Genomic DNA, 21,627 nt, shown 5'->3' on the forward strand with positions numbered 1-21,627 from the left:
GGGCTCGCGCCATGAAGGCCGGACTTCTCCTCTGCTGCGGGCTGGTGATGCTCTCCACCTCGGCCTGTACGGTCGCCCCGCTCTACGGCAAGTCGCGGGTCGACGCGCTGTCCACGGGCGTGCCGGGAACCGAACTCGCCGACATGCGCGGACGCATCAGTGTCTCCCAGGCAAACAACCGGACGACGCAGATCGTCCGCAACGCCCTGCTGTTCAACCTCAACGGTGGCAAGAAGCCCGAGGCGCCGGTCTACGAGATCCGCAACAGCGTCACCGGCCTTGAAACCGTGGTATCGATCCAGTCCGGATCGGGCGTTCCTTCGGCCAGCACCTACAAGATGACCGTCGCCTACCAGGTCGTGCGCCTCGCCGACCAGACCGTCATCGCCACGGGCTCGCGCAACGCCACCGCGCCCTTCGACCGGTCCGCGCAGCTCTTCTCGTCGTCCCGCGCTCTACTCGACGCGCAGAGAAAGGCGGGCGAGCTCGTCGCCGGCCAGGTCGAGCTCGCCGTCGTCTCCGCCATCCGCAAGGACCTCCAGAAGTGAGCCGCGGCGCGGCGCGGGCCTGATGGCGGAGAAGAAGGCCGGGGAGGTCGAGGCCTTTCTCTCCCGCCCCGACACCAGCTTTCCGACCGTCCTTCTCTACGGCCCCGATTCGGGGCTCGTTTCCGAGCGCGCCGCAAAGATCGCGAGCCTCTCCGGCGTCAACCTGAAGGACCCGTTCGCGGCGATCGCCCTTTCCGCCGACGAGCTCGAAAAGGACATCGGTCGCCTCTACGACGAGGCCCGGACCATTTCGATGTTCGGCGGCCGCCGCCTGATCCGGGTGCGCGGCGCCGGCACGGGCAGCGGCAAGGCGCTGGCCGAGGCTGTGGCGGTCTTCGGCAAGGAACCGCCCGTCGACGTTACCATCATCATCGAGGCCGGCGACCTGAAGAAGAGCGCGCCGCTGCGCGCCGCCGCCGAGAAGGGCAGGGCGGCGATGGCGCTGCCCTGCTACCAGGATGAGGGGCGGGCCCTCGACATGATGATCGACGAGGAGATGAAACTCTCCGGCCTCACCATTGCCCGCGACGCCAGGGAGGCCCTGCGCGCGCGCCTCGGTGCCAACCGCCTGGCGTCGCGCGGAGAAGTGCAGAAGCTCTGTCTCTACTGCCTGGGGAAGACGGCGGTGGAAGAGGCCGACATCGAGGCGATCGTCGGCGACGTCTCGGTCGACACGGTCGAGGAGACGATCGATGCGGCAGCGTCGGGCGAGGTGCGCAAGCTGCCCGAGCTGATCGCCCGGCTGACCTCCGCCGGGACCGCGCCCTTTCTCCTGCACCAGGGTCTCCTGCGCTATTTCCAGGCACTGCAGCTGATGCGCCAGTCGGTCGAGCGGGGCGGCCAGACGGTGTCGCGCGTCGTCGAGAGCCGCCACCCGCATTTCCGCCGCAAGGCGGCGATGGAGGCGGCCGTCGGCCTGTGGAGTCTCGACGCCGTCGGCCCGGTTCTGGCCGGGATCGAGGCCGACATCCTTGCCAGCCGCAAGGAATCGGCTCTCGCGCAGACCATCGTCCGCCAGACGCTCCTCACCGTCGCCGTCGAGGCCGCACGCCTGCGCTCGCGCGGCCGGCGATAGGGGATTGCCTGCGCCGGCCGGGCTGCCGCCACGGGGCGTCACCGCCTGTCCGGAAAGTCGGTCACTGTGGCGCGCGCAAGCCTTCATTGTCGGGCGAGGCGAACAGGATCGCGAGGTCGCGCTTCGGCACGTAGTCCCTGGCGGTGAATTCGAAGGTCGTCGGCGAGGTCTTCGTCAGGCCGTCCTGGCAGAGGCTGACGACGTTGCCCGGTGCGCCCTTGTCGATGGTCAGGCGGAATGTACCGATCGGCCCCGCCCAGTTGTTGGCGGTCGTGAGAATGTACTGGACGACCGCGCTGTAGGCGACGCCGTCCATCGGGTCGGCCTTGAGCCCTGCATTCTCCACGGGATCGGCTTCGTAGCTCGCCGCGGCCGCCTTGCGGATGACGCCGGCCATCGCCCTCTTCGTTCCCGCGTCGATACAGTAGGTCCTTGTGTCGGCAGGATCGCCGATCGAGGACTTCACCAGGAAGGTGCGTCCGGTCACCGGACGGTAGGAATGCGTGACGGCAACCGGCCGGCCGGCGGGAAACGTCTGGTCGAAGTGGAACTTCGCCTCGTAGCGCCAGAGCGCCTCGCCGAAGTCGCGCGGGGTCGCGATGCCCTGGCTCTCGAGCTCGGCATAGTCCTCCGCGCTGAGATCGCCGAGCGCCTTTTCGCCTGTCCCGAGGGGATTGAGGCCGAGCCCGTGGCGCCGCAGGATCGCCGTCACGTCCCGGTCGCCGACAAAGGCACGCTCCTCCAGCTCTGGCTCGATCGCCTTCCCGTCGACCGCGACGGTGAAGCCGACGAAGTTCGGCTGGTCCGGAAAGGGCAGATCGACCGGCTGCTGCGACAGGCCGAAACCCTCGATGGCGGGGAGCGGAAAGGCGACGGTCAACTCCTGGTCCTCGGTTCCGTCATTTTGGAAGACATACTGGATATCGATCGCCGTCGGAGAGATCCGGAGGTCCTCGGCAACCATCCGGACCCGATCATTGGCAATGAGTTCCAGCCCGCCGGCGGCCTTCTGCGCAGACGAATCATTGGCGTGCGCAAGAGCGCTCGAACTCGCCAGCCATGCGAGCGACAGGACAAGGAAACGGCGGGTTTTCATGACTTGACCTCCGGCCCGGGAAACCTCTCTTCCCACAGGTCGTGCGCCATCCGATAGGCCTTTCCGCCCTTGCCATCAGCGCCGCCCGCCTCACCAGACGGCCAAGGCAGATCCGGCGCAGATCCGGCGACGCCGGCGCGCGAAGGTCGCCGACACGCAGGATAGTCAGCCGGAAGCCGGTTGCCTCAGAAACTCACCACCCGCGGCTCGGCGGCGCGCTTGGCCTTGGCCTGCAGGAGGCGGCAGATTTCGTCGAGCTGTTCGAGATTGCCGTAGTCGATGCGCAGGTCGCCGCCTTCTTCGGGCAGTCTGATCTCGACGCGCATGCCGAGCGTCTCAGACAGAAGCCGCTCCAGCGCCCGCGTGTCGGCATCCTTCTCGCGCGGAGCCGGCACGGGCGGCGCTGGCGCCTTCACCGTGCGGGGCGATCGCGGCGCGGCAGGGCGCGCCGGTGCCTCCACGGGTCCGCGGGCCATTTCCTCGGCCTCGCGCACCGACAGGCCGCGCTCGACGATCTGCCGCGCGAAGGCTTCGGGGTCCTCGGCCGAGACGGCCGTGCGAGCGTGTCCCGCCGAGAGCTCGCCGCGATCGAGCATGCCGCGAACGGCGTCCGGCAGCTTCAGGAGCCGCAGTGTGTTGGCGACGTGGCTGCGGCTCTTGCCGAGGACGTCGCCGAGATCGCTCTGGGTGTAGCCATGCTCGTCGATCAGCATCTGGTAGGCATTGGCTTCCTCCAGGGCGCTGAGGTCGGCGCGCTGGACGTTCTCGATGATGGCGATTTCCAGCGACTCGCGGTCGCTGATCTCGCGCACCACCACCGGCACCTCGGCAAGGCCGGCAGCTGCGGCCGCGCGCCAGCGCCGCTCGCCCGCGACGATCTCGTAGCGGTCGTTGCCGAGCGCGCGCACCAGGATCGGCTGCACCATGCCGTGGCTGCGGATCGACTGCGTCAGTTCGGCAAGCTCCGCATCGCCGAAATGCCGGCGCGGATTGCGCGGATTGGCCGACAGCCGGGCGAGGGGAACGCGGCGCTCGCCGGCCTCTTCCTGCGGGGCGAAGGCGGTCGAGTGCCGGGGCTGGACGGCACCGCCGGTGCCGATCAGCGACGCCAGGCCGCGCCCGAGCCGCTGCCGCGATCTGTCCTCGTTCATCCCCATCTCCCTGTGCTGCCGGATGTCCCGACCCGTACGCTGCCGTAGCGCGGGGCGGAGCGCATCGTGCCGGCGCCCGTCGCGGTCTTGCCACCGCCGCTCATGCGACCTCCAGCCGACGCTCGCGCTGGATCACCTCCGAGGCCAGCCGGATATAGGCCTGGCTGCCCGGGCATTTCATATCGTAGAGGATCGCCGGCTTGCCGAAGGACGGCGCCTCCGACACCCGCACATTGCGCGGGATGATCGTGTCGTAGACGTGCCGTCCCATGTAGGAGCGCACGTCGTTCACCACCTGCGACGCCAGGTTGTTGCGGCCGTCGAACATGGTCAGGACGATGCCGTGCAGGGTCAGCGCCGGATTGAGCGAGTCGCGCACCTGCTCGACCGTCTGCAGGAGCTGGCTGAGACCTTCCAGCGCAAAGAACTCGCACTGTAGCGGCACGAGGATCGAGTCGGCCGCGGCCATGGCGTTCACGGTCAGGAGGTTCAGCGACGGCGGGCAGTCGATGAGCACGAAATCGAACTGCGGGCTTTCCATCGTGTGGAAGTGAAGTGCGTCGCGCAAGCGATAGGCACGGCCCGTCGCACCGGAGATCTCCATCTCCAGCCCGAGAAGATCGAGCGTCGAAGGCACCAGAAAGAGGTTCGGCACCGCCGTCGCCATCGACGCCTCGGTAATCGATGCCTTTTCGACCAGCACGTCGTAGGACGACACGTCGCGGTCCTCCCGGTCGATGCCCAGACCCGTGGAAGCATTGCCCTGGGGATCCAGATCGATCAGCAGTGTCTGGCGCCCGACGGCAGCCAGCGCCGTCGCGAGATTGATCGCGGTGGTCGTCTTGCCGACTCCACCCTTCTGGTTTGCGATGGTGATGACTCGCATCCGTCTCGGCGTCATGACATCCATCATTCGTCCCTGGCGATCATCATTTCGACGACGAAACGGTTTCAGTCGCGACCGTCTTGTCGGCAGAAGAGCCACGGCGCGCGATGGAACGAACCTCCAGGATCGCAGCATCGTCGCGCGTTGCCGAAGCATGCTTCACCAGTGTGAATCGCCAATGGCGCGACGCGTCAACGATTTCTTCGGAATGGGCTCCCCCTTTGGCGAAATAACAGGGGATTTCCGGCCGGATACGCCCGGCGACGAAGCCGAAGAGCAGATCGAGAGAAGCCAGCGCCCGGGCGCTGACCGCATCGGCCCGGCCAAGGATCGCGGCACAGTCCTCGATGCGGGCCGCATGGACGGTGGCGGAGACGCCCGTTTCGCGGATCGCCGCGCGCAGAAAAGCGGCCTTCTTGTCATTGCTTTCGATGAGATCGACATGCGCATCCGGTATGCCGACGCCCAGGATCGCCGTGACGATCCCCGGAAATCCGCCGCCCGACCCCAAGTCGCACCATCGGGCCGTGGTCGGCGCGAGCTCGGCGAGTTGCAGGGAGTCTTCCAGATGGCGGGTCCAAAGTTCTGCCAGGGTCGAGGAGGCGACAAGATTTGTTTTCGCCTGCCATTCGAGCAGCAGCGAGACGTAGCGGTCCAGCCTCTCCAATGTTTCACGTGAAACAGGCCGGCGCGACAGAAAGGCGGCACGGTCCGCCGCCAGGATCGTAGGATCCACCCGGTCCGGCTTTTTCGTCCGTCGAACGGCGACGCGGGGTGGGGGCTCGCGTTCAGGCCGCATCGACGGTCTCCTTCCGCATTGCCTTCCGGATACCGATGAGAATCAGTGCCAATCCCGACGGTGTCATGCCGTCGATGCGCTCGGCCTCCGCGAGAGAGGCTGGTCGATGCAGAGTGAGCTTATGCTTCAATTCATTGGACAGCCCCGGAAGCTGGCTGAAGTCGAATCCGGTGGGAATGACCACCGCCTCGTCGCGCCGCAACCGGTCTTGCTCGCGCTGCTGACGGTCGAGATAGACGTCGTATGTCGCCTCGATTTCGATACGCTCCCGAATCGATCCGCCGATGTCGGCAATTTCTGGCCAGATCGACGCAAGCCGAGAGAGATCGATATCCGGCTGGGCAAGCAGGCCCCAAGCGCTGCGAGGGCGTCCGTCACGATTGAGAGACAGGCCGAGCCGCTCGCCGCTGCTCGGAGAGATTGTCAGCTTTTCCAACGTCTCCCGCGCCGAGGCGAGCAGAGCCTCGCTGGATTGGAAGGCTGTTTCCCTCTCGCTGCCGACCAGGCCGAGCGACAGCCCCAGCGGCGTCAGCCGCCGGTCGGCATTGTCGGCGCGCAGCGACAGGCGGAACTCGGCGCGCGAGGTGAACATGCGGTACGGCTCGCTCACACCGGTGCGCGTCAGATCGTCGAGCATCACGCCGAGATAGGCGTCGGCGCGGCCGATGCGGACGGGTTCCGATCCGCCGGCGCGGCGAGCGGCATTCAGCCCGGCCCAAAGCCCTTGCGCCGCAGCCTCTTCGTAACCCGTGGTCCCGTTGATCTGTCCGGCAAGAAACAGGCCGGGAGCCGCGCGAACCTCGAGGGTCGCGTGCAGCTCGCGCGGATCGACATGGTCGTATTCGATGGCGTAGCCGGGCTTCAGGATCTCGACGCGTCCAAGACCTGGAATCGACCGCAAAAACTCCTGCTGAACCTCCTCGGGGAGCGAGGTCGACAGGCCGTTCGGATAGACCGTGTCGTCGTCGAGGCCCTCCGGCTCGAGGAAGATCTGATGACCGTCGCGTTCGCCGAACTTGACGATCTTGTCCTCGATCGACGGGCAGTAGCGCGGGCCGACGCCCTCGATCGCACCGGAATAGAGCGCCGATCGCTGGAGATTGTCGCGGATGATCTGATGCGTCTGCGGCGTCGTGCGCGTGATGCCGCAGGCGATCTGGCGATTGGTGATCGTCTGCGTGAGATAGGAAAAGGGCTGCGGCTCGTCGTCGGCCATCTGCATGTCGAGGCCTGACCAGTCGATCGTCTTTCCGTCGAGGCGTGCGGGTGTGCCGGTCTTCAACCGGCCCAGGCGCAATCCAAGGCGGCGCAGAGTGCCGGAGAGGCCGAGCGACGGATCCTCGCCCATGCGACCGGCCGGGATCTGGCGGTCACCCATATGGATAAGACCAGAGAGGAAGGTACCCGTGGTCAGGATGGCGGCGCCGCACCGGATCGTGCGACCGTCGGCGAGGATGACGCCGTTAAGGACATTGTCCCCGGAGAAAGCGAGGTCGAAGACATCGCCTTCAACGACGGTGAGATTGGCGGTGTCGCGGATCGCTGCCTGCATCGCCAGGCGATAGAGCTTGCGATCCGCCTGCGTCCGCGGCCCTCGAACCGCCGGGCCTTTTCGCCGGTTGAGCAGGCGAAACTGGATGCCGGCGGCGTCCGCCACCCGGCCCATCAGACCGTCCAGCGCATCGATTTCGCGAACCAGATGGCCCTTTCCGATCCCGCCGATCGCCGGATTGCAGCTCATCGCGCCGATCGTGTCGAAGCGATGGGTGACGAGCAGCGTCCGCGCACCGAGCCGGGCTGACGCCGCCGCCGCCTCGCAGCCGGCATGGCCACCGCCGATGACGATAACGTCGCAGGATGGATTCGGATTGTCTTGCATGACGAGGGTTAAGCCGATGGGTGGCCTGCCTGTCAATGGAAGCTCACGTCCTCGCCGGCGTCCGCCTGTTTCACGTGAGTCACTTGCCGATGCAGAATTCGGAAAAGATGACGTCAAGAAGGTCCTCGACCCCGACCCTTCCCGTCAGCGCGCCCAGACGATCGGTCGCCCGACGCAACCCGTCCGCCTGGATCTCCGGCGCCGACAAGGCCTGCGCATCGCCAAGCAAGGCCAAGGCATCGGCGACGATTTCGCGATGACGCAAACGGACGGGAACGACGGCGCCAGGATCACCCGCGGCCTCTTCTGCATACCGCGCGAGCACGGACAAAAGCTGGGAAAGCCCCTCGCCCGTCGCCGTTGAAACCGCCAGTGTTTCGCAGCCGAATCGATCGTCGCGCGACATCAGGTCAGATTTCGTCCTCAGCCTGAGATACTTTTGTCCCTCGCCACTCCCGCCATGTTTCACGTGAGTCGCGGTCCCGTCGTCCAGCACCAGAACAAGATCTGCCGCTGCCGCCGCCTCCTGAGCCCGGGCAATTCCGATGGACTCGATTGCATCCTCGGTGTCGCGAAGGCCGGCCGTATCCGAAATGCGGACGCGAATACCGCCGAGGTCGAGGGATACGTCAATCACATCGCGCGTCGTGCCTGGGATATCGGAGACGATGGCGACATCGCGGTCGGCGAGGGCGTTCAGCAGGCTCGACTTGCCGACATTCGGCGCACCGATGATCGCGACGCGAAATCCGTCGCGCAAGATCTCGCCCCGATGGGCCGAAGCGAGATGGGTCTTCATCTCCGTGGCAAGTCTTGCCAAAGCGGGCGCCACAGCATCGGCAGCGTCTTCGCCGACGTCTCCCTCATCGGAAAAGTCGAGCGATGCCTCCAGCATCGCGCGCGCCTGCACCAGCGAGGTCATCCAGCCTTCGTACAGCCCGCGAAGGCTGCCACCGACCTGCGACAGCGCCAGGCGGTGCTGCGACGCAGTTTCGGCCGCCAGGAGATCGGCGAGACCCTCGGCCTCCGTCAGGTCGATCCGGCCATTTTCGAAAGCGCGGCGGGTGAACTCGCCGGCCTCGGCCAGACGGATTCCGGGCAGGGCGGTGAGTGCCTCGAGGCAGGCGGCGACAACGGCCCTTCCACCGTGAAGATGGAGTTCGGCCAGATCCTCGCCCGTGACCGTCGCCGGTCCCTGGAAGAAGAGAACGAGACCCCGGTCGATCTCGAGCCCCTCGATATTCCCGATCCGCCGCAGCACGGCTCGCCGCGCGGCCGGAACGGATCCTGTCAACGCTTCCAGCGCGACCGTGCTGGCGGGACCGCTGATGCGCACGACCGCAATGCCGGACGGCAGCGATCCCGAAGACAGCGCGACGATGGTCTCTTGCAAGGGCGTATCCGACGTTTTCCGAGAGAGATTGCCAGCAGGTGATGCGAGGTCGTTCGTAGCGGTCGGTCCGGATCCGAATCAATTTATTGACAAGGAAACTGTACCGGAAATCCCGCGGTCGGCGGGCGCCCCTAGGCTGGAACCCGTCACCCCAGCGCCGTTCCAAGCGCGGCTCTCATCATCGATGGCGCAGCGAGAATCCCGGGCCGAACGCAAAACGGTCCGACCCCTGAGGGATCGGACCGCCTGCGAATCGATGCCGGATCGATCAGGTATTCATGGAGTCGAAGAAGTCCGCGTTCATCTTCGTCTGCTTCAGCTTGTCGTTCAGGAATTCGACCGCATCGGTCGTGCCCATGGGCGCGAGGATGCGGCGCAGAACGAAGATCTTCTGAAGGTCGGCCTTCGGAACGAGCAGCTCTTCCTTGCGCGTTCCGGACTTGAGGATGTCCATGGCGGGGTAGATGCGCTTGTCCGCGACCTTGCGGTCAAGAACGATTTCCGAATTGCCGGTGCCCTTGAACTCTTCGAAGATGACTTCGTCCATGCGGCTGCCGGTGTCGATCAGGGCGGTCGCGATGATGGTCAGCGAGCCGCCTTCCTCGATGTTGCGCGCGGCGCCGAAGAAGCGCTTCGGCCGCTGCAGGGCGTTCGCGTCGACGCCGCCCGTCAGTACCTTGCCGGAGGACGGCACGACGGTGTTGTAGGCGCGGCCGAGGCGGGTAATGGAATCGAGGAGAATGACGACGTCGCGGCCATGCTCGACGAGGCGCTTGGCCTTTTCGATGACCATTTCGGCGACCTGGACGTGGCGCACCGCCGGTTCGTCGAAGGTCGAGGAGACCACCTCGCCGCGGACCGAACGCTGCATGTCGGTGACTTCCTCCGGCCGCTCGTCGATCAGGAGGACGATCAGGTAGCATTCCGGATGGTTGGCGGTGATCGAATGGGCGATGTTCTGCAAGAGCACCGTCTTGCCCGTCCGCGGCGGTGCGACGATCAGCGCGCGCTGACCCTTGCCGAGCGGTGCGACGAGATCGATGACGCGGGCCGAGAGATCCTTCGAGGTCGGATTCTCCAGTTCCATGTTGAAGCGCTCGTTCGGATAGAGCGGCGTCAGATTGTCGAAATGGCTCTTGTGCTTGATCCGCTCGGGATCATCGAAGTTGATCGTGTTCACCTTGAGGAGCGCGAAATAGCGTTCGCCGTCCTTCGGGCTGCGGATCGGGCCTTCGACGGTGTCGCCGGTCTTCAGCGAGAAGCGGCGGAGTTGCGAGGGCGAGATGTAGATGTCGTCGGGGCCCGGCAGGTAGTTCGCATCGGGGGAGCGCAGGAAGCCGAAACCGTCCTGCAGCACTTCGACGACACCCTCGCCGATGATCTCGACACCCTGGGCCGCGAGGTTCTTCAGGATCGCGAACTGCAGTTCCTGCTTGCGCAGGACCGGCGCGTTCTCGACCCCGTTCTCCTCGGCAAAGGCGATGAGCTCGGGGGCCTTCTTGTTCTTCAGATCCTGAAGCTTCATTTCGGACATGGGAGTTATGGGGCTCCGTCCCGCTCGCTTGGTCGGTTTCGACCGGGGGGACTGCTGTGACATGGGAAAGTAGGGATGCGGAGCGCCGTCGATGCGACGGCTTCGGCAATGCAAAGGCGGGGCGGAAACGCCGGCCCGCGCCTCGGAAGGCGGGAAGTCTCTTTTTGCTATACGGCCACGCGCCCGCCGGTGCAAGCCCATTTCGCTCGCTTGACGCGCACCCGCCGCCGGAGGTCGGCACCCGCATACCGGGGTATGCGCCTGCCGGCCGACCATGGATGCAGCATTTGGACCGCAAAATGCCGGGGCCATGCCCTTTTCATGCAGCACGGGGCGACTAGGTGGCACCTCAAGGCCTTATCGGCCCTCGCCGCCGTCGAACAGGAACCGGCAGCCGGACAGCTTTCAGCGAGCGCCGGGCCGGGACGTCGTTCCGACGAAGCCGCAGAAGGACAGATTCATGTTTCACCGCCGCCATCCCGCCCTCTGGGTCGCCGTTGCGCTGCTTGTGCTTTTCAGTCTTGCAAGCGCGGTCGGCGGCATCTGGCTGATCACGCTCGGCGGCTCCTGGTACTATGCAGCCGTGGCGATCGGCTTCGCGGCGACGGCGGCGCTGCTCGTCGCGCGCCGCCCGGCGGCCCTGTGGGTCTACGCGGCGCTGGTCGCGGGGACCCTCGTCTGGGCGCTGTGGGAGGTCGGCTTCGACTGGTGGCCGCTGGCCGCGCGCGGCGACCTGATCTTCCTTCTCGGCCTGCTGCTCCTCACGCCCTGGGTCACCCGCTCGCTGTTCGTGCCCGACGTGCGCACGGCCATGGACGGGACCGCGACGCCACCCGGCGCCTGGCGCGGCGGTGGCCTGGCCCTCAGCCTGTCGCTGCTTCTCGTGCTCGCCGTCGGCGTGACCTCCTGGTTCACCGACCTGCACGACATCGAGGGCACCGTGCCGGAGCGCACGGCCGCGTCCAGCCCGGATGCGACCATGCCCGACGGCGAGTGGCAGGCGTATGGGCGCACCGGCATGGGCCAGCGCTTCTCGCCGCTCACCGAGATCACGCCGGAGAATGTCGCCCTGCTCGAGACCGCCTGGACCTATGAGACCGGCGACGAGAAGCAGCCGGGCGATCCGGTCGAGACGACCTTCGAGGTGACGCCGCTGAAGATCGGCGACCGCCTTTTCCTCTGCACGCCGCACCAGAACGTCATCGCGCTCGACGCCGACACCGGCGAGGAAGTCTGGCGCTACGATCCGAAGATCCAGGGCGCACTGGCGCTGCAGCACCTGACCTGCCGCGGCCTCTCCTACCACGCCGCATCGGCGTCGCCGGCAGCCGCGACGCAGGCCGCCGCCGCGTCGCAGGCCCCCCCGGCACCCTTGACCACCCCTGCCGACGCCACCGCGACCGCCGCAGATCCGGCCGACCCGGACCTGCCGGTCGCAGCGGCGACCGCCGCAAACACCACCGCATCCTGCGGCGCGAAACTCTTCATGCCGACGGCCGACGGCCGCCTCATCGCCCTCAACCCCGACACCGGCGCCGTCTGCGCCGATTTTGGCGGCGGCGACGGACAGCTCGATCGCTGGTCGCAGATGCCCAACGTCAATCCCGGCGCCTATTACTCGACATCCCCGGTCGTCGTCACCGCCAACATGATCATCGTCGCCGGCACCGTTCTGGACAATGTGTCGACGGCGGAAGCGTCGGGCGTCATTCGCGGCTATGACGTCGATACCGGCGACCTCGTCTGGGCCTGGGACAGCGCCAAGCCCGACCAGACGGCGCCGCTGCCGGAAGGGCAGACCTACACACCGAACTCGCCGAACTCCTGGTCGATCTCGAGCGTCGACGAGGCACTGGGCATGGTCTACATCCCGATGGGCAACCAGCCGCCGGACCAGTGGGGTGGCAACCGCACGCCGGAAGTCGAGCGCTTCTCGTCCTCGGTCGTCGCGCTGGACATCGCCACCGGCGAGGTTCGCTGGGTCTTTCAGACCGTCCATCACGATCTCTGGGACTACGACGTTCCCTCGCAGCCAAGCCTGATCGACCTCACCATCCAGGGCGAGACCGTCCCGGCGCTCGTGCAGCCGACCAAGCAGGGGGAGATCTTCGTCCTCGACCGCCGCACCGGCACGCCGGTCCTGCCGGTGACCGAAATCCCGGCGCCGCAAGGTGCCGCGCCCGGCGACCGGACAGCCGCGACGCAGCCGACATCGGCGCTGAGCTACGACCCGCCGGAGCTGACCGGCAGGGACATGTGGGGCGCCACCATGTTCGACCAGCTCGCCTGCCGCATCGCCCTGAAGAGCCTGCGCTACGACGGCCGCTACACGCCACCGTCCGAACAGGGCTCGCTGATCTATCCCGGCAATTTCGGCGTCTTCAACTGGGGCGGCGTCGCCGTCGACCCGCAGCGCCAGATCGCCTTCACCACCCCCACCTACCTCGCCTTCACCTCGCAACTGGTGCCGCGCGCGGACGACGAAACGCTCTACGTCCAGGACGGCGGCCAGAAGCCGGCGGGCGCCCTGCCCTCGCTGAACGAGAATTTCGGCGCGCCCTTCGCGATCAAGCTGAGCGCCTTCACCTCGGTTCTCGGCCTGCCCTGCCAGGCGCCGCCCTGGGGCTATGTCGCGGCCGCCGATCTCACCACCGGCAAGGTCCTGTGGATGCACAAGAACGGCACCGTGCGCGATTCATCGCCGATCCCGCTGCCGTTCAAGATGGGCGTGCCAAACCTTGGCGGCCCGGTGATGACCGCGGGCGGCGTCGCCTTCCTGTCAGGCACGCTCGACCAGTATCTCAGGGCCTATGACGTCTCGACCGGCGAACAGCTTTGGGAGTCGCGGCTGCCGGCCGGTGGCCAGTCGACGCCGATGACCTATACGGGCAGGGATGGCCGCCAGTATGTCCTGGTCGTCGCCGGCGGCCATGGCTCGCTCGGCACCAAGATGGGCGACTCGATCATCGCCTACAAGCTGCCCGCGGGCTGAGCATAACAGGGTCTGGAGGCAAGACCTTCAGGGCTCGCCACCAGCCGTGTGGCATCGGCCGCGAAGGTCAAGACATGAAGAAGGGCGCCACGGCGCCCTTCTTCATGTCTGCAGATCGTCCGCTTATCCCGGAAGCGTCAGGCCGACTGGACCTGCGCCTTGGCGCGTTCCTCGGCCATGCGCTGGGTGAACAGCGCGGCGAAATCGATCGGGTCGATCATCAGCGGCGGGAAGCCGGCATTGCGGGTGACGTCGGCGACGATCTGGCGCGCGAAGGGAAAGAGCAGCCGCGGGCATTCGATGAAGAGCACGGGCAGGAGGTGCTCCTGCGGAAAATTCTGCAGGCGGAAGACGCCGCCATATTCCAGCTCGACATGGAACAGCATGTCCTTGCCCTCGCCGGCATTTGCGGTGAGCGACAGCTTGATATCGTAGTCGCCCTCTTCGGCATTGACCGGATTGGCGCCGACATTGACGCCGATGTTGATGCCGGGCGCCTTGCCCTGATTGCGCAGGGCCGCCGGCGCGTTCGGGCTCTCGAAGGAGAAGTCCTTGATGTACTGGGCGAGGATGTTGATGGACGGTGCCGGGGCGTCTTTGAGAGCGCCGTTGGTTGCCGGATCGATATGGGACATGGATATCTCCGCTTTCGTGCTCTGGCCGGACAGGCGCCGCGGCGCGGCTGCCTCCGCCGTGATGTCGCTCCGCACGCCGCGCCGTCAGGGGCCGGCACGGGTTGGGTGACCCGCCGCGTGCCGGAGCGCTAACACTTCGCACCCTGGGAGACAAGTTTCGCCCAGCGGCGCAGCGTCCCCGCGGCGGGCCAGACGCGTGCTGCAGAGGCGGTGCCGGTCAGTGCAGCGTACCGCCCCGGCCGTCGGACCAGGGCGAATTCGGCGAGGCTGGGCGGCGCTCGAAGTCCTCGACCTCCAGTTCGACGACGCCGGGCATCGGCTGCGGCGGGGCCGCCGGGTCGCGGCGCCAGCCCCCGCCCATCGGGACGGCGACGATGCGACCTTTCAGAAAGCGCCAGCCCGCATCGCGAATGGCCGGAACGAACAGGAGATAGCCGATGGTGTCGGTGATGAGGCCAGGCGTCAGCAGGAGGACGCCGGCAACGACGATCATCACCCCATGCACCATCTCGCGGCCCGGCATACGACCCGCGGCGACTTCCTTCTGAATGCGCGACAGTGTCGAGATCCCCTGCGAGCGCAGCAGCAAGGCCCCGAGAATGGCGCTGCCGATCACGAGACCCAGCGTGGGCCAGAGGCCGATCAGGTTGCCGACCAGGAGGAAGACGGTAATTTCCAGGATCGGAACGATCAGAAGCATCAGCGGAATGAGTGAGAGCGGCATAGGTTTCTCCGTGTTCCCCAACGATCAGTCGCTTCATTCGCAAGGCGAACGAAAGTTTTCCGGCACCGTTCGTCACAAAGTAGATAGGATCACCAGACAAGGATTTGAATGCGCCGCCCAGTTTCTTATATGACGGCCATCAGATGCGGCGTGGTTGGCATCGGCCAGCCCGACCCGACCCTACAAGACCGCCCCGATCAGACAGGAATGCGAACACGATGACCTTCGGCACGATCTTCTTCATCATCGTAGCGGCGATCGTGCTGTTTCAGCTGCGCAACGTTCTGGGCCGCCGCACGGGCAACGAGCGTCAGCCCTTCGACCCCTACACGCGGCCGGAAAAGAAGGTCGATGGCCCGACACAACAGGGTAATGTCATCACCCTGCCGAGCCGCCGCGAGGGAACCGTCATCGAGGCCGTTGCGGCCGAACCCTATGCCGAGATCGACTCTATCGTTCCCGTCGGTGATCCGGTCAATGCGGAACTGCGCCGCGTCCAGGATGCCGACGCCTCGTTTGCGCCCAAACAATTCCTTGAAGGCGTCAAGGTCGCCTATGAGATGATCGTCACGGCATTCGCGACGGGCGACCGCAAGACGCTGCGCGGTCTTCTCTCGCAGGAGGCCTATCAGGGTTTCGAGAGCGCCATCACCGATCGCGAAAGCCGCAACGAGACGATGACGTCGGTCTTCATCGGCATCGACAATGCCCGTATCGTCTCCGCCGCCGTGAGGGACCGCGAGGTGCTGGTCACCGTGAACCTCGTCTCGCAGCTGATCTCATCGGTGAAGTCGGCCACGGGCGAACTGGTCGACGGCGATCCGGAAACGGTGGTGGAGGTTCGCGACGTCTGGACCTTCGCCCGCGACGTGCGTTCGCGCGATCCGAACTGGAAGCTGGTGGAAACCCAGTCGGCTTGAGCCGACTGCCGTCGACGCCAACCCCGTGAGCCAGACGCCATGCTGACCCCGCTTCTGTCGCGAAGGACGTTTGCCGATCTCGCTGCCTGGAACGGTGCCGACCATCGCGATGCGCTCGCAGCGTTCCGGCGCTCTGCCGCGCGGTTTCTCGCGGGCGCCGTCGACCCGGGAAGCCTCGGGATCGAGCCCGGAGCGTTCCTTCCCGCGGCCGAGGCGGCGCGGACCGCCAGCCCCGACACGGCGCGAGATTTTTTCGAGACGCATTTTCAGCCCGCCTTGCTGTCACCGGCCGAGCCGGGTTCGCGGGGTTTTCTCACCGGCTATTACGAGCCGGAGGTCGAGGCGGCGCTCGTGCCCGATGCGCGCTTCCGCTTTCCGCTCTACCGGCCCCCGGCCGATCTCGTGAAGGTGGACGACGCGACACGGCCGGAGGGTCTCGACGCATATTTCCGCTTCGCCCGGCAGAACGAGGATGGACGCCTCGACGAATATCCCGACCGCGGCCAGATCGAAGCCGGTCATCTGGCCGGTCAGGGGCTTGAGATCGCCTGGCTCGACAGTCCGGTCGATGCCTTCTTCATCCATATCCAGGGCTCGGCACGCCTTCGCCTTTCCGACGGGCGGCGGCTGCGCGTCACCTATGCAGCCAAGACCGGTCATCCCTTCACCGCGATCGGCCGGATCCTCGTCGAAGAGGGCGAACTGACGCTTGCTGAAGCCGACATGGACGGCATCCGCACCTGGCTCGCGGCACATCCGACCCGTGTCCGCTCGCTTCTCGACCGCAACCGCTCCTTCATCTTCTTCCGCGAGGCCGTCGTCGAGGACGAGAGCCTCGGCCCGGTGGCGGCAGCGAAGGTGCCGTTGACGCCGATGGCCTCGATCGCCGTCGACCGCCTTCTCCACACGTTCGGAACGCCCATCTTCATCGACGCACCGTCGCTCGTCCTCGGCGAAGCGCCGTTTCAACGCCTGATGATCGCCCAGGATACCGGCTCGGCGATCCTCGGACCCGCGCGGGCCGACATTTTCGTAGGCTCGGGCGAGGCTGCCGGACGCCTTGCCGGACGCGTCCGCCACCCCGGCGATTTCACCCTGCTGCTGCCGACGGCGCTTCATGAAAGGCTCGGTCGGTGAGGCGGCGGCGAGACCTCAGCGACGAGGAGGCACGTTTGTGGGCCGGCATCGCCAGACAGACCCAGCCTCTGCCGGGGAAGGTCGTGCCGGAGGTTGCTGCGGGAAAGCAGATCGTCGCGGGAAAAGCGGTGCCGGCAGCCCCTGCACCGTCCCGCAAGAGTGCCCTCCCCAAGGCCATCGCCCGTCGCATCGCGGCAGCGGTCTCGGCGTCGGCGGTCAAGACCGCTGCCGCCTCGCCCGAGCCCATGCCGCCGCACCCGACGTCGGCAGTGCCGGCGGCGACGCGGATGCCCGCTTACCAGGCGCCCGCGCTGAAGCGGAAAGTGCCGACGCTGCATCCGATCGAACGGCCGGTGACCAGGAAGCTCGGCAAGGGCCGGCTGGCGATCGAGGGGCGCATCGACCTGCACGACAAGTCGCAGATCGTCGCCCACTATGCCCTTCTCGGTTTCCTCAGGCGGGCACAGGCCGACGGCATGCGCCATGTCCTCGTCATCACCGGCCGGGGTGCTTCGTTCGGATCGCGCGGCGTGATCAAGCGCTCGCTGCCACACTGGTTCGACACGGCCGAGTTCCGGCCGCTCGTCGCGGGCTTCGAACCGGCCGAGCGTGGCCATGGCGGCGACGGCGCCTTCTACGTCCGGGTTCGGCGGCGATGACGCTGGCGGGAGAGCGCCGTTGCCAGCATTCCCTTCGGCGCGCGATGATCGGTCCCTGTCCCGCAATCCTTCGACGGCTCGTCGCATGACTCCCTTCGTCGCATGACTCCCTTTGGCGAAAGAATTCGTGCGCTGCGGCGCGAGCGCGGCGTGACGCAGGGCGACATGGCGAGAGCCCTCGGCGTGTCCAGCGCCTACCTTTCCGCGCTCGAGCACGGCCGACGTGGCCGGCCGACCTGGCAGATGCTGCAGCGGATCATCGGCTATCTCAACGTGATCTGGGACGACGCGGAAGAACTGGAGCGCCTGTCGGCGCTGTCGCATCCTAAGATCAGCGTCGAGACCGCCGGTCTCAGCCCGCAGGCGACCGAACTTGCCAACCGGCTGGCGGAATCGATCGGCACGCTGTCGCAAGAGGACATTTCGAGCCTGCTCACGCTTTTGGAAGAAGCTTCGGCGCGGGCGGCCCTGCTTCAAAGGTCGAAACGTCGCCGGTAAGGACGGTTCCAGCGGATGCTCGCCGATGCATCGGGTGCGGCCCTACCTGATGAGAGCTGCACTGCTTCCCACAGAGATGCACCAACGCTCTCGCGGTGTGTATCCCGTCGGGATATCCATCTAGACAACGTTGGCTAGACTTCAGTCCTCGATCGGATCGCCGTTCTCGTCGAACAGGTCGTCACCGATATCGTCGCCGATCAGGCTGGGATCGGGCGTGCCGTTGTAGCTGTTGTCGGTCCGGCGCACGAAATGCGACGCCAAGCCACCGGCATGCCCCGGCTGCCCAGTCTCTGCCGTCTCTGACGCGACCGAGACGTCGTCTTTCGCCGGCTTTGGGCCAGCCGGCAAGACACCCGGAAGAGTTTTGGTGGATCGATCTATGTCAGTCATGGCGTCGTGCTCCCTGTCAGTCAAGGAAAACGGATGGCGGCCTTACCCGTTCCGCCGCGCTCGGGCCGTCAGCCCGCAGCCGCCAGCGTCGCTTCGGCGGGCAGGATGGACAGCCACAGCGCCTCGCTCCCCAGCGTCTCGACGAAGGCGCGGTGACGCGCCGCCTCGTCCGCCGTCACGCGCGGGGGGAGCGGGACCTGGCGGGGCTGGATGCGGATCACCGCGCCGTCGGCGTCGCGCTGTTCTTCCTGGTGCGAGGAAACCAGGCCGAGCGCCGCCTGCCTGCCGCCGATGAGTTCGATATAGACGCCGGCGAGAAGCAGCGAATCGACGAGGGCGCCATGCTTGTCGCGCTTCGTCGTGTCGATCGAGAAGCGCGAGCAGAGAGCGTCGAGGGTCGCCGGTGCCATCGGAAATTTCCGCCGCGCCATCTGCAGCGTGTCGACGATGCGGCCGGGATCCAGCGGCGGCCGGCCGACGCGGGCCAGTTCGGCATTGAGAAAACGCATGTCGAAGGAGGCGTTGTGGGCGATCAGCGTCGCGTCGCCGAAGAAGTCGAGCATCGCTTCGACCACGGCGGCAAAGCCGGGCTTGTCCTTCAGGAAATCGTTGGAGATGCCATGCACGTCGAAGGCGCCGGGATCGACCCGGCGGCTGCCGGGCGAAACGAAGCAATGCCACTCCCGGCCCGTCGGGATATGGTTCCAGAGCTCGACCGCGCCGATCTCGATCACCCGGTCTTCGGCAAAATCGAGCCCGGTGGTTTCCGTATCGAAGACGATCTCGCGCATGGTTTCTCCAGACTGCACCCAGCAGTCGCCAATCGCCGCCGCCAGTTCAAGCGGCGCGCGTGAAGACGACAGGATTATCCCCACTCTGCTCCAGATGTTCTTTCTTTGTTCTTAAGTTCGACGGTCATGCCCGAGAAGATCGGCGATGATGGCGTGAAGATCGCGCTCGGCCGCCGCCAGACCTTTCGACGTGTCGATGACGTAGTCGGCTTTCGCACGCTTCTCCGCATCCGGCATCTGCCGGGCAAGAATGGCCTCGAACTTCTCCACCGTCATTCCCGGCCGGGCAAGGACGCGTTCCCGCTGGACCGCGGCGGGAGCGCTGACGACGAGGATCCTGTCGACGGCGCCGGTCCGTCCGGATTCAAACAGCAGCGGCACGTCGAGAAGGACCAGCTTTTCGCCGACCGCGCGGCAGGCATCGAGGAAAGCTGCCTCTTCGGCGCGAACCATGGGATGGACGAGCGCCTCCAGCGCCATCATCGCCCTGGGATCGCCGAGGACGCGCCTGGCCAGCGCTTCGCGGTCGACGACGCCGTCCCTCGTGGTGCCCGGAAACAGTGCCTCGATCGGCGCGGCGAGCGGCCCGGCATAGAGACGATGGACCGCCGCATCGGCCGAATGGACCGGAATGCCCGCGGCCTCCGCCATGGCAGCCGTCGCCGACTTGCCCATGCCGATCGATCCGGTGAGGCCGAGAACGAGCATCAGCCCTCCCGGTCGATATCGGCGACGACCAGCGCCCTCAGCGCCGCGTCCACGGTTGGCCGCTGCCCGAACCAGCGCTCGAAGCCCGGCACGGCCTGGTGCAGGAGCATTCCGAGCCCGTCGGCGACCGTCAGACCCCGCGCCCGCGCGGCGGCGATCGTCGGCGTCTCCAGCGGGACATAGACGATGTCGGTGACGAGAGCCTTGTCGGACAGGCCGGAGAGATCCGGCAGCGGCGGCGACCAGCCGTATTTTTCCTCGTCGGGCTCCTTGGGCGGCACCGGCACGGTGTTGACGAGAAGATCGGCGCGCGACAGCAGCGTTTCGCGCTCGTCCTCGCCATGCCCGGAGACTCTCGGCCCAAAGCTCTCGGCGATGGCTGCGGCCCGCGCCGCCGTACGGTTGACGATGCGCACACGGCCAATGCCCCGGTCGAGCAAAGCGAACACCACGGCGCGGGCGGCGCCGCCTGCCCCCAGCACCAGCGCTTCCTCGGCCGCGTCCCAGCCCGGCAGGAGCGCGTCGAGATTGGCGGCAAAGCCATAGGCATCCGTGTTGCCGCCGGTGAGCTTTCCCTCCTCCAGCCAGAGCGTGTTGATCGCGCCGATGGCTTGCGCCGCCGCATCCCGGCGTTCGACGAGCGAGAACACCGTTTCCTTGTGCGGGAGGGTGACATTGCCGCCGACGAAGCCGTTGCCGGCAAAGTCCGCGAGGAAGTCGCCGATCTCCTCCGGCGGAATTCCAAGCCGTTCGTAGGAGCCGGAAAGGCCGAACTGCTTCAGCCAGGCACCGTGGATGAGAGGCGAGCGCGAATGCCAGACAGGCCAGCCGGTCACGAAGGCCCGCGGGCCTTCGATGGTCTGGCGAAGGGTCTCGTCGTCGGCAAAGACATGCTGGGTCATGCGGGCATCCCTGGCGTTCTAGCGGCGGCACGGCGCCGCCTCGAGGCTTCTTACCCGTCGATCTCGCCGAGCGCACGCAGTTCGGCCAGAAGCGGCAGCAGGGGCAGGCCGATGATGGTGAAGATGTCGCCCTCGACGCGCTCCATCAGCTGGATTCCCTCGGCCTCGATCTGGTAGGCGCCGACGCTGCCGAGCGCGCGCTCCTTCACCGCTGCCAGATAGCGGCCGATGAAGCGGGGATCGAGGGCGCGCATGGTGAGTTCGGCGACGCCGACATGGCGCCAGACGACAGTGCCGTCGCGCACCAGCACGACCGCGCTGTTCAGCCGGTGCGTCTGACCCGACAGAGCAAGCAGGTTCCGCCGCGCAGCCTCCATGTCGGCCGGCTTGTGAAACACCCGGTCGCCGAGCGACAGCGTCTGGTCTGCGCCGATGACGAGAAGGCCGGGATGGCGACCGGACACGTCCATCGCCTTCGCCTCGGCCAGGATCAGGGCGACATCCTCGGGCGAGGTTCCCGACTGCTGCAGCGGCGCTTCGAGCGCCCGCTCGTCGAGCGTCGAGGCCTCGACGGTGATGTCGACGCCGGCCTTGCGCAGCATGTCACGGCGAAAGCTGCTGCCGGAAGCGAGAAGGATACCCTTGGTCACGATCGGTTTTCCCTTAAAACTTTATTCATAACCTTCTGGCTTGATGGGGATCCAAGCAAGCCGTCTTGCCGCGCCGCGACTCGATTCGCGCTGAAGACGCAAGGCAGGATCGCAACAACCCCCGCGATTCTCGGGGCCCTGTTGATGACGGCCGACTTATCCAAGGCCTCCGCCGCGGCCCTGCGAACGGCCCGCCAAACCGCCGACATATCAACATTCTGGGACGCTGTGGACGCTTTGCGCTTCTGATTGTGAAG

Annotated in this window: 21 protein-coding genes; 7 read left to right on the forward strand and 14 right to left on the reverse strand. The window is 66.6% G+C overall.

The features are described 5' to 3' along the window. Positions 1-11: 11 nt before the first annotated feature. Entirely contained in the window at positions 12-548 is a 537-nt protein-coding gene (locus Sa4125_RS21905) for a hypothetical protein (protein ID WP_224001678.1), read from the forward strand. A 22-nt stretch (positions 549-570) separates the two neighbouring features. Continuing rightward, positions 571-1,623: a DNA polymerase III subunit delta gene (gene holA, locus Sa4125_RS21910; protein ID WP_224001680.1), complete on the forward strand. Its 1,053-nt coding sequence runs from the start codon at positions 571-573 to the stop codon at positions 1,621-1,623. 61 nt (positions 1,624-1,684) lie between these two features. Here the strand turns inward: holA and Sa4125_RS21915 are convergent, their stop codons facing one another. The 7 genes from Sa4125_RS21915 to rho form a co-directional block, all read right to left on the reverse strand. Beyond that, positions 1,685-2,719, reverse strand: a complete 1,035-nt coding sequence (locus tag Sa4125_RS21915; RefSeq protein WP_224001682.1) for a DUF4424 family protein — start codon at positions 2,717-2,719, stop codon at positions 1,685-1,687. Between the two features lie 185 nt (positions 2,720-2,904). After that, positions 2,905-3,870: a ParB/RepB/Spo0J family partition protein gene (locus Sa4125_RS21920; protein ID WP_224001684.1), complete on the reverse strand. Its 966-nt coding sequence runs from the start codon at positions 3,868-3,870 to the stop codon at positions 2,905-2,907. Between the two features lie 100 nt (positions 3,871-3,970). After that, complete coding sequence (locus tag Sa4125_RS21925; RefSeq protein ID WP_224008126.1) at positions 3,971-4,756, reverse strand: ParA family protein; 786 nt, start codon at positions 4,754-4,756, stop codon at positions 3,971-3,973. 43 nt (positions 4,757-4,799) lie between these two features. Next, complete coding sequence (gene rsmG, locus Sa4125_RS21930) at positions 4,800-5,555, reverse strand: 16S rRNA (guanine(527)-N(7))-methyltransferase RsmG (protein ID WP_224001686.1); 756 nt, start codon at positions 5,553-5,555, stop codon at positions 4,800-4,802. Then, a complete protein-coding gene (gene mnmG, locus Sa4125_RS21935) occupies positions 5,545-7,434 on the reverse strand; it encodes a tRNA uridine-5-carboxymethylaminomethyl(34) synthesis enzyme MnmG (protein ID WP_224001689.1) in 1,890 nt (629 codons plus the stop codon). The genes rsmG and mnmG overlap by 11 nt, the downstream gene beginning before the upstream one ends. Positions 7,435-7,513: 79 nt before the next feature. Next, the gene (gene mnmE / locus Sa4125_RS21940) at positions 7,514-8,827 is read right to left on the reverse strand and encodes a tRNA uridine-5-carboxymethylaminomethyl(34) synthesis GTPase MnmE (RefSeq protein WP_224001691.1); all 1,314 of its coding nucleotides are present in this window, start codon (positions 8,825-8,827) and stop codon (positions 7,514-7,516) included. A 268-nt stretch (positions 8,828-9,095) separates the two neighbouring features. After that, the gene (gene rho / locus Sa4125_RS21945; protein WP_224001693.1) at positions 9,096-10,361 is read right to left on the reverse strand and encodes a transcription termination factor Rho; all 1,266 of its coding nucleotides are present in this window, start codon (positions 10,359-10,361) and stop codon (positions 9,096-9,098) included. Between the two features lie 460 nt (positions 10,362-10,821). On the opposite strand from rho, the gene Sa4125_RS21950 reads away from it, so the two are divergent. Then, positions 10,822-13,353, forward strand: coding sequence for a membrane-bound PQQ-dependent dehydrogenase, glucose/quinate/shikimate family (locus Sa4125_RS21950; RefSeq protein ID WP_224001696.1), 2,532 nt, complete (start codon positions 10,822-10,824; stop codon positions 13,351-13,353). Between the two features lie 137 nt (positions 13,354-13,490). Here the strand turns inward: Sa4125_RS21950 and secB are convergent, their stop codons facing one another. Together secB and Sa4125_RS21960 are read right to left on the reverse strand one after the other, a co-directional pair. Continuing rightward, entirely contained in the window at positions 13,491-13,988 is a 498-nt protein-coding gene (gene secB / locus Sa4125_RS21955; protein ID WP_224001698.1) for a protein-export chaperone SecB, read from the reverse strand. A gap of 217 nt (positions 13,989-14,205) precedes the next feature. Next, complete coding sequence (locus tag Sa4125_RS21960; protein ID WP_224001700.1) at positions 14,206-14,712, reverse strand: FxsA family protein; 507 nt, start codon at positions 14,710-14,712, stop codon at positions 14,206-14,208. A gap of 218 nt (positions 14,713-14,930) precedes the next feature. On the opposite strand from Sa4125_RS21960, the gene Sa4125_RS21965 reads away from it, so the two are divergent. From Sa4125_RS21965 to Sa4125_RS21980, 4 genes are all read left to right on the forward strand, one after another. Continuing rightward, a complete protein-coding gene (locus tag Sa4125_RS21965; RefSeq protein ID WP_224001702.1) occupies positions 14,931-15,632 on the forward strand; it encodes a Tim44/TimA family putative adaptor protein in 702 nt (233 codons plus the stop codon). Between the two features lie 39 nt (positions 15,633-15,671). Further along, positions 15,672-16,769: a murein transglycosylase A gene (locus Sa4125_RS21970; protein WP_224001705.1), complete on the forward strand. Its 1,098-nt coding sequence runs from the start codon at positions 15,672-15,674 to the stop codon at positions 16,767-16,769. After that, on the forward strand, positions 16,766-17,428 hold the full coding sequence (locus Sa4125_RS21975; RefSeq protein WP_224001707.1) for a Smr/MutS family protein: 663 nt from the start codon (positions 16,766-16,768) through the stop codon (positions 17,426-17,428). Before Sa4125_RS21970 ends, Sa4125_RS21975 begins: the two co-directional genes overlap by 4 nt. Positions 17,429-17,530: 102 nt before the next feature. Beyond that, the gene (locus Sa4125_RS21980) at positions 17,531-17,926 is read left to right on the forward strand and encodes a helix-turn-helix transcriptional regulator (RefSeq protein WP_224001709.1); all 396 of its coding nucleotides are present in this window, start codon (positions 17,531-17,533) and stop codon (positions 17,924-17,926) included. A 141-nt stretch (positions 17,927-18,067) separates the two neighbouring features. On the opposite strand, the gene Sa4125_RS24265 is transcribed toward Sa4125_RS21980, so the two are convergent. The 5 genes from Sa4125_RS24265 to Sa4125_RS22000 form a co-directional block, all read right to left on the reverse strand. Beyond that, on the reverse strand, positions 18,068-18,190 hold the full coding sequence (locus Sa4125_RS24265; RefSeq protein WP_267461348.1) for a hypothetical protein: 123 nt from the start codon (positions 18,188-18,190) through the stop codon (positions 18,068-18,070). 197 nt (positions 18,191-18,387) lie between these two features. Then, positions 18,388-19,110, reverse strand: coding sequence for a DNA polymerase III subunit epsilon (dnaQ, locus tag Sa4125_RS21985; protein WP_224001711.1), 723 nt, complete (start codon positions 19,108-19,110; stop codon positions 18,388-18,390). Positions 19,111-19,221: 111 nt separating this feature from the next. Continuing rightward, positions 19,222-19,818: a dephospho-CoA kinase gene (gene coaE / locus Sa4125_RS21990; RefSeq protein ID WP_224001713.1), complete on the reverse strand. Its 597-nt coding sequence runs from the start codon at positions 19,816-19,818 to the stop codon at positions 19,222-19,224. Next, complete coding sequence (locus tag Sa4125_RS21995) at positions 19,818-20,720, reverse strand: shikimate dehydrogenase (protein ID WP_224001715.1); 903 nt, start codon at positions 20,718-20,720, stop codon at positions 19,818-19,820. The genes coaE and Sa4125_RS21995 overlap by 1 nt, the downstream gene beginning before the upstream one ends. 50 nt (positions 20,721-20,770) lie before the next feature. Next, positions 20,771-21,370, reverse strand: coding sequence for a Maf-like protein (locus Sa4125_RS22000; protein ID WP_224001717.1), 600 nt, complete (start codon positions 21,368-21,370; stop codon positions 20,771-20,773). Positions 21,371-21,627 lie beyond the last annotated feature (257 nt).

The organism is Aureimonas sp. SA4125 (assembly GCF_019973775.1).
Taxonomy (GTDB): Bacteria; Pseudomonadota; Alphaproteobacteria; order Rhizobiales; family Rhizobiaceae; genus Plantimonas.

What these genes read in the sequence shown, in the direction of transcription:
- Sa4125_RS21905 (WP_224001678.1), top strand. Translation starts at nt 12, where the DNA reads ATGAAGGCCGGACTTCTCCTCTGCTGCGGGCTGGTGATGCTCTCCACC.
- holA (WP_224001680.1), top strand. Translation starts at nt 571, where the DNA reads ATGGCGGAGAAGAAGGCCGGGGAGGTCGAGGCCTTTCTCTCCCGCCCC.
- Sa4125_RS21915 (WP_224001682.1), bottom strand. Translation starts at nt 2,719, where the DNA reads ATGAAAACCCGCCGTTTCCTTGTCCTGTCGCTCGCATGGCTGGCGAGT.
- Sa4125_RS21920 (WP_224001684.1), bottom strand. Translation starts at nt 3,870, where the DNA reads ATGAACGAGGACAGATCGCGGCAGCGGCTCGGGCGCGGCCTGGCGTCG.
- Sa4125_RS21925 (WP_224008126.1), bottom strand. Translation starts at nt 4,756, where the DNA reads ATGCGAGTCATCACCATCGCAAACCAGAAGGGTGGAGTCGGCAAGACG.
- rsmG (WP_224001686.1), bottom strand. Translation starts at nt 5,555, where the DNA reads ATGCGGCCTGAACGCGAGCCCCCACCCCGCGTCGCCGTTCGACGGACG.
- mnmG (WP_224001689.1), bottom strand. Translation starts at nt 7,434, where the DNA reads ATGCAAGACAATCCGAATCCATCCTGCGACGTTATCGTCATCGGCGGT.
- rho (WP_224001693.1), bottom strand. Translation starts at nt 10,361, where the DNA reads ATGTCCGAAATGAAGCTTCAGGATCTGAAGAACAAGAAGGCCCCCGAG.
- Sa4125_RS21950 (WP_224001696.1), top strand. Translation starts at nt 10,822, where the DNA reads ATGTTTCACCGCCGCCATCCCGCCCTCTGGGTCGCCGTTGCGCTGCTT.
- secB (WP_224001698.1), bottom strand. Translation starts at nt 13,988, where the DNA reads ATGTCCCATATCGATCCGGCAACCAACGGCGCTCTCAAAGACGCCCCG.
- Sa4125_RS21960 (WP_224001700.1), bottom strand. Translation starts at nt 14,712, where the DNA reads ATGCCGCTCTCACTCATTCCGCTGATGCTTCTGATCGTTCCGATCCTG.
- Sa4125_RS21965 (WP_224001702.1), top strand. Translation starts at nt 14,931, where the DNA reads ATGACCTTCGGCACGATCTTCTTCATCATCGTAGCGGCGATCGTGCTG.
- Sa4125_RS21970 (WP_224001705.1), top strand. Translation starts at nt 15,672, where the DNA reads ATGCTGACCCCGCTTCTGTCGCGAAGGACGTTTGCCGATCTCGCTGCC.
- Sa4125_RS21980 (WP_224001709.1), top strand. Translation starts at nt 17,531, where the DNA reads ATGACTCCCTTTGGCGAAAGAATTCGTGCGCTGCGGCGCGAGCGCGGC.
- dnaQ (WP_224001711.1), bottom strand. Translation starts at nt 19,110, where the DNA reads ATGCGCGAGATCGTCTTCGATACGGAAACCACCGGGCTCGATTTTGCC.
- coaE (WP_224001713.1), bottom strand. Translation starts at nt 19,818, where the DNA reads ATGCTCGTTCTCGGCCTCACCGGATCGATCGGCATGGGCAAGTCGGCG.
- Sa4125_RS21995 (WP_224001715.1), bottom strand. Translation starts at nt 20,720, where the DNA reads ATGACCCAGCATGTCTTTGCCGACGACGAGACCCTTCGCCAGACCATC.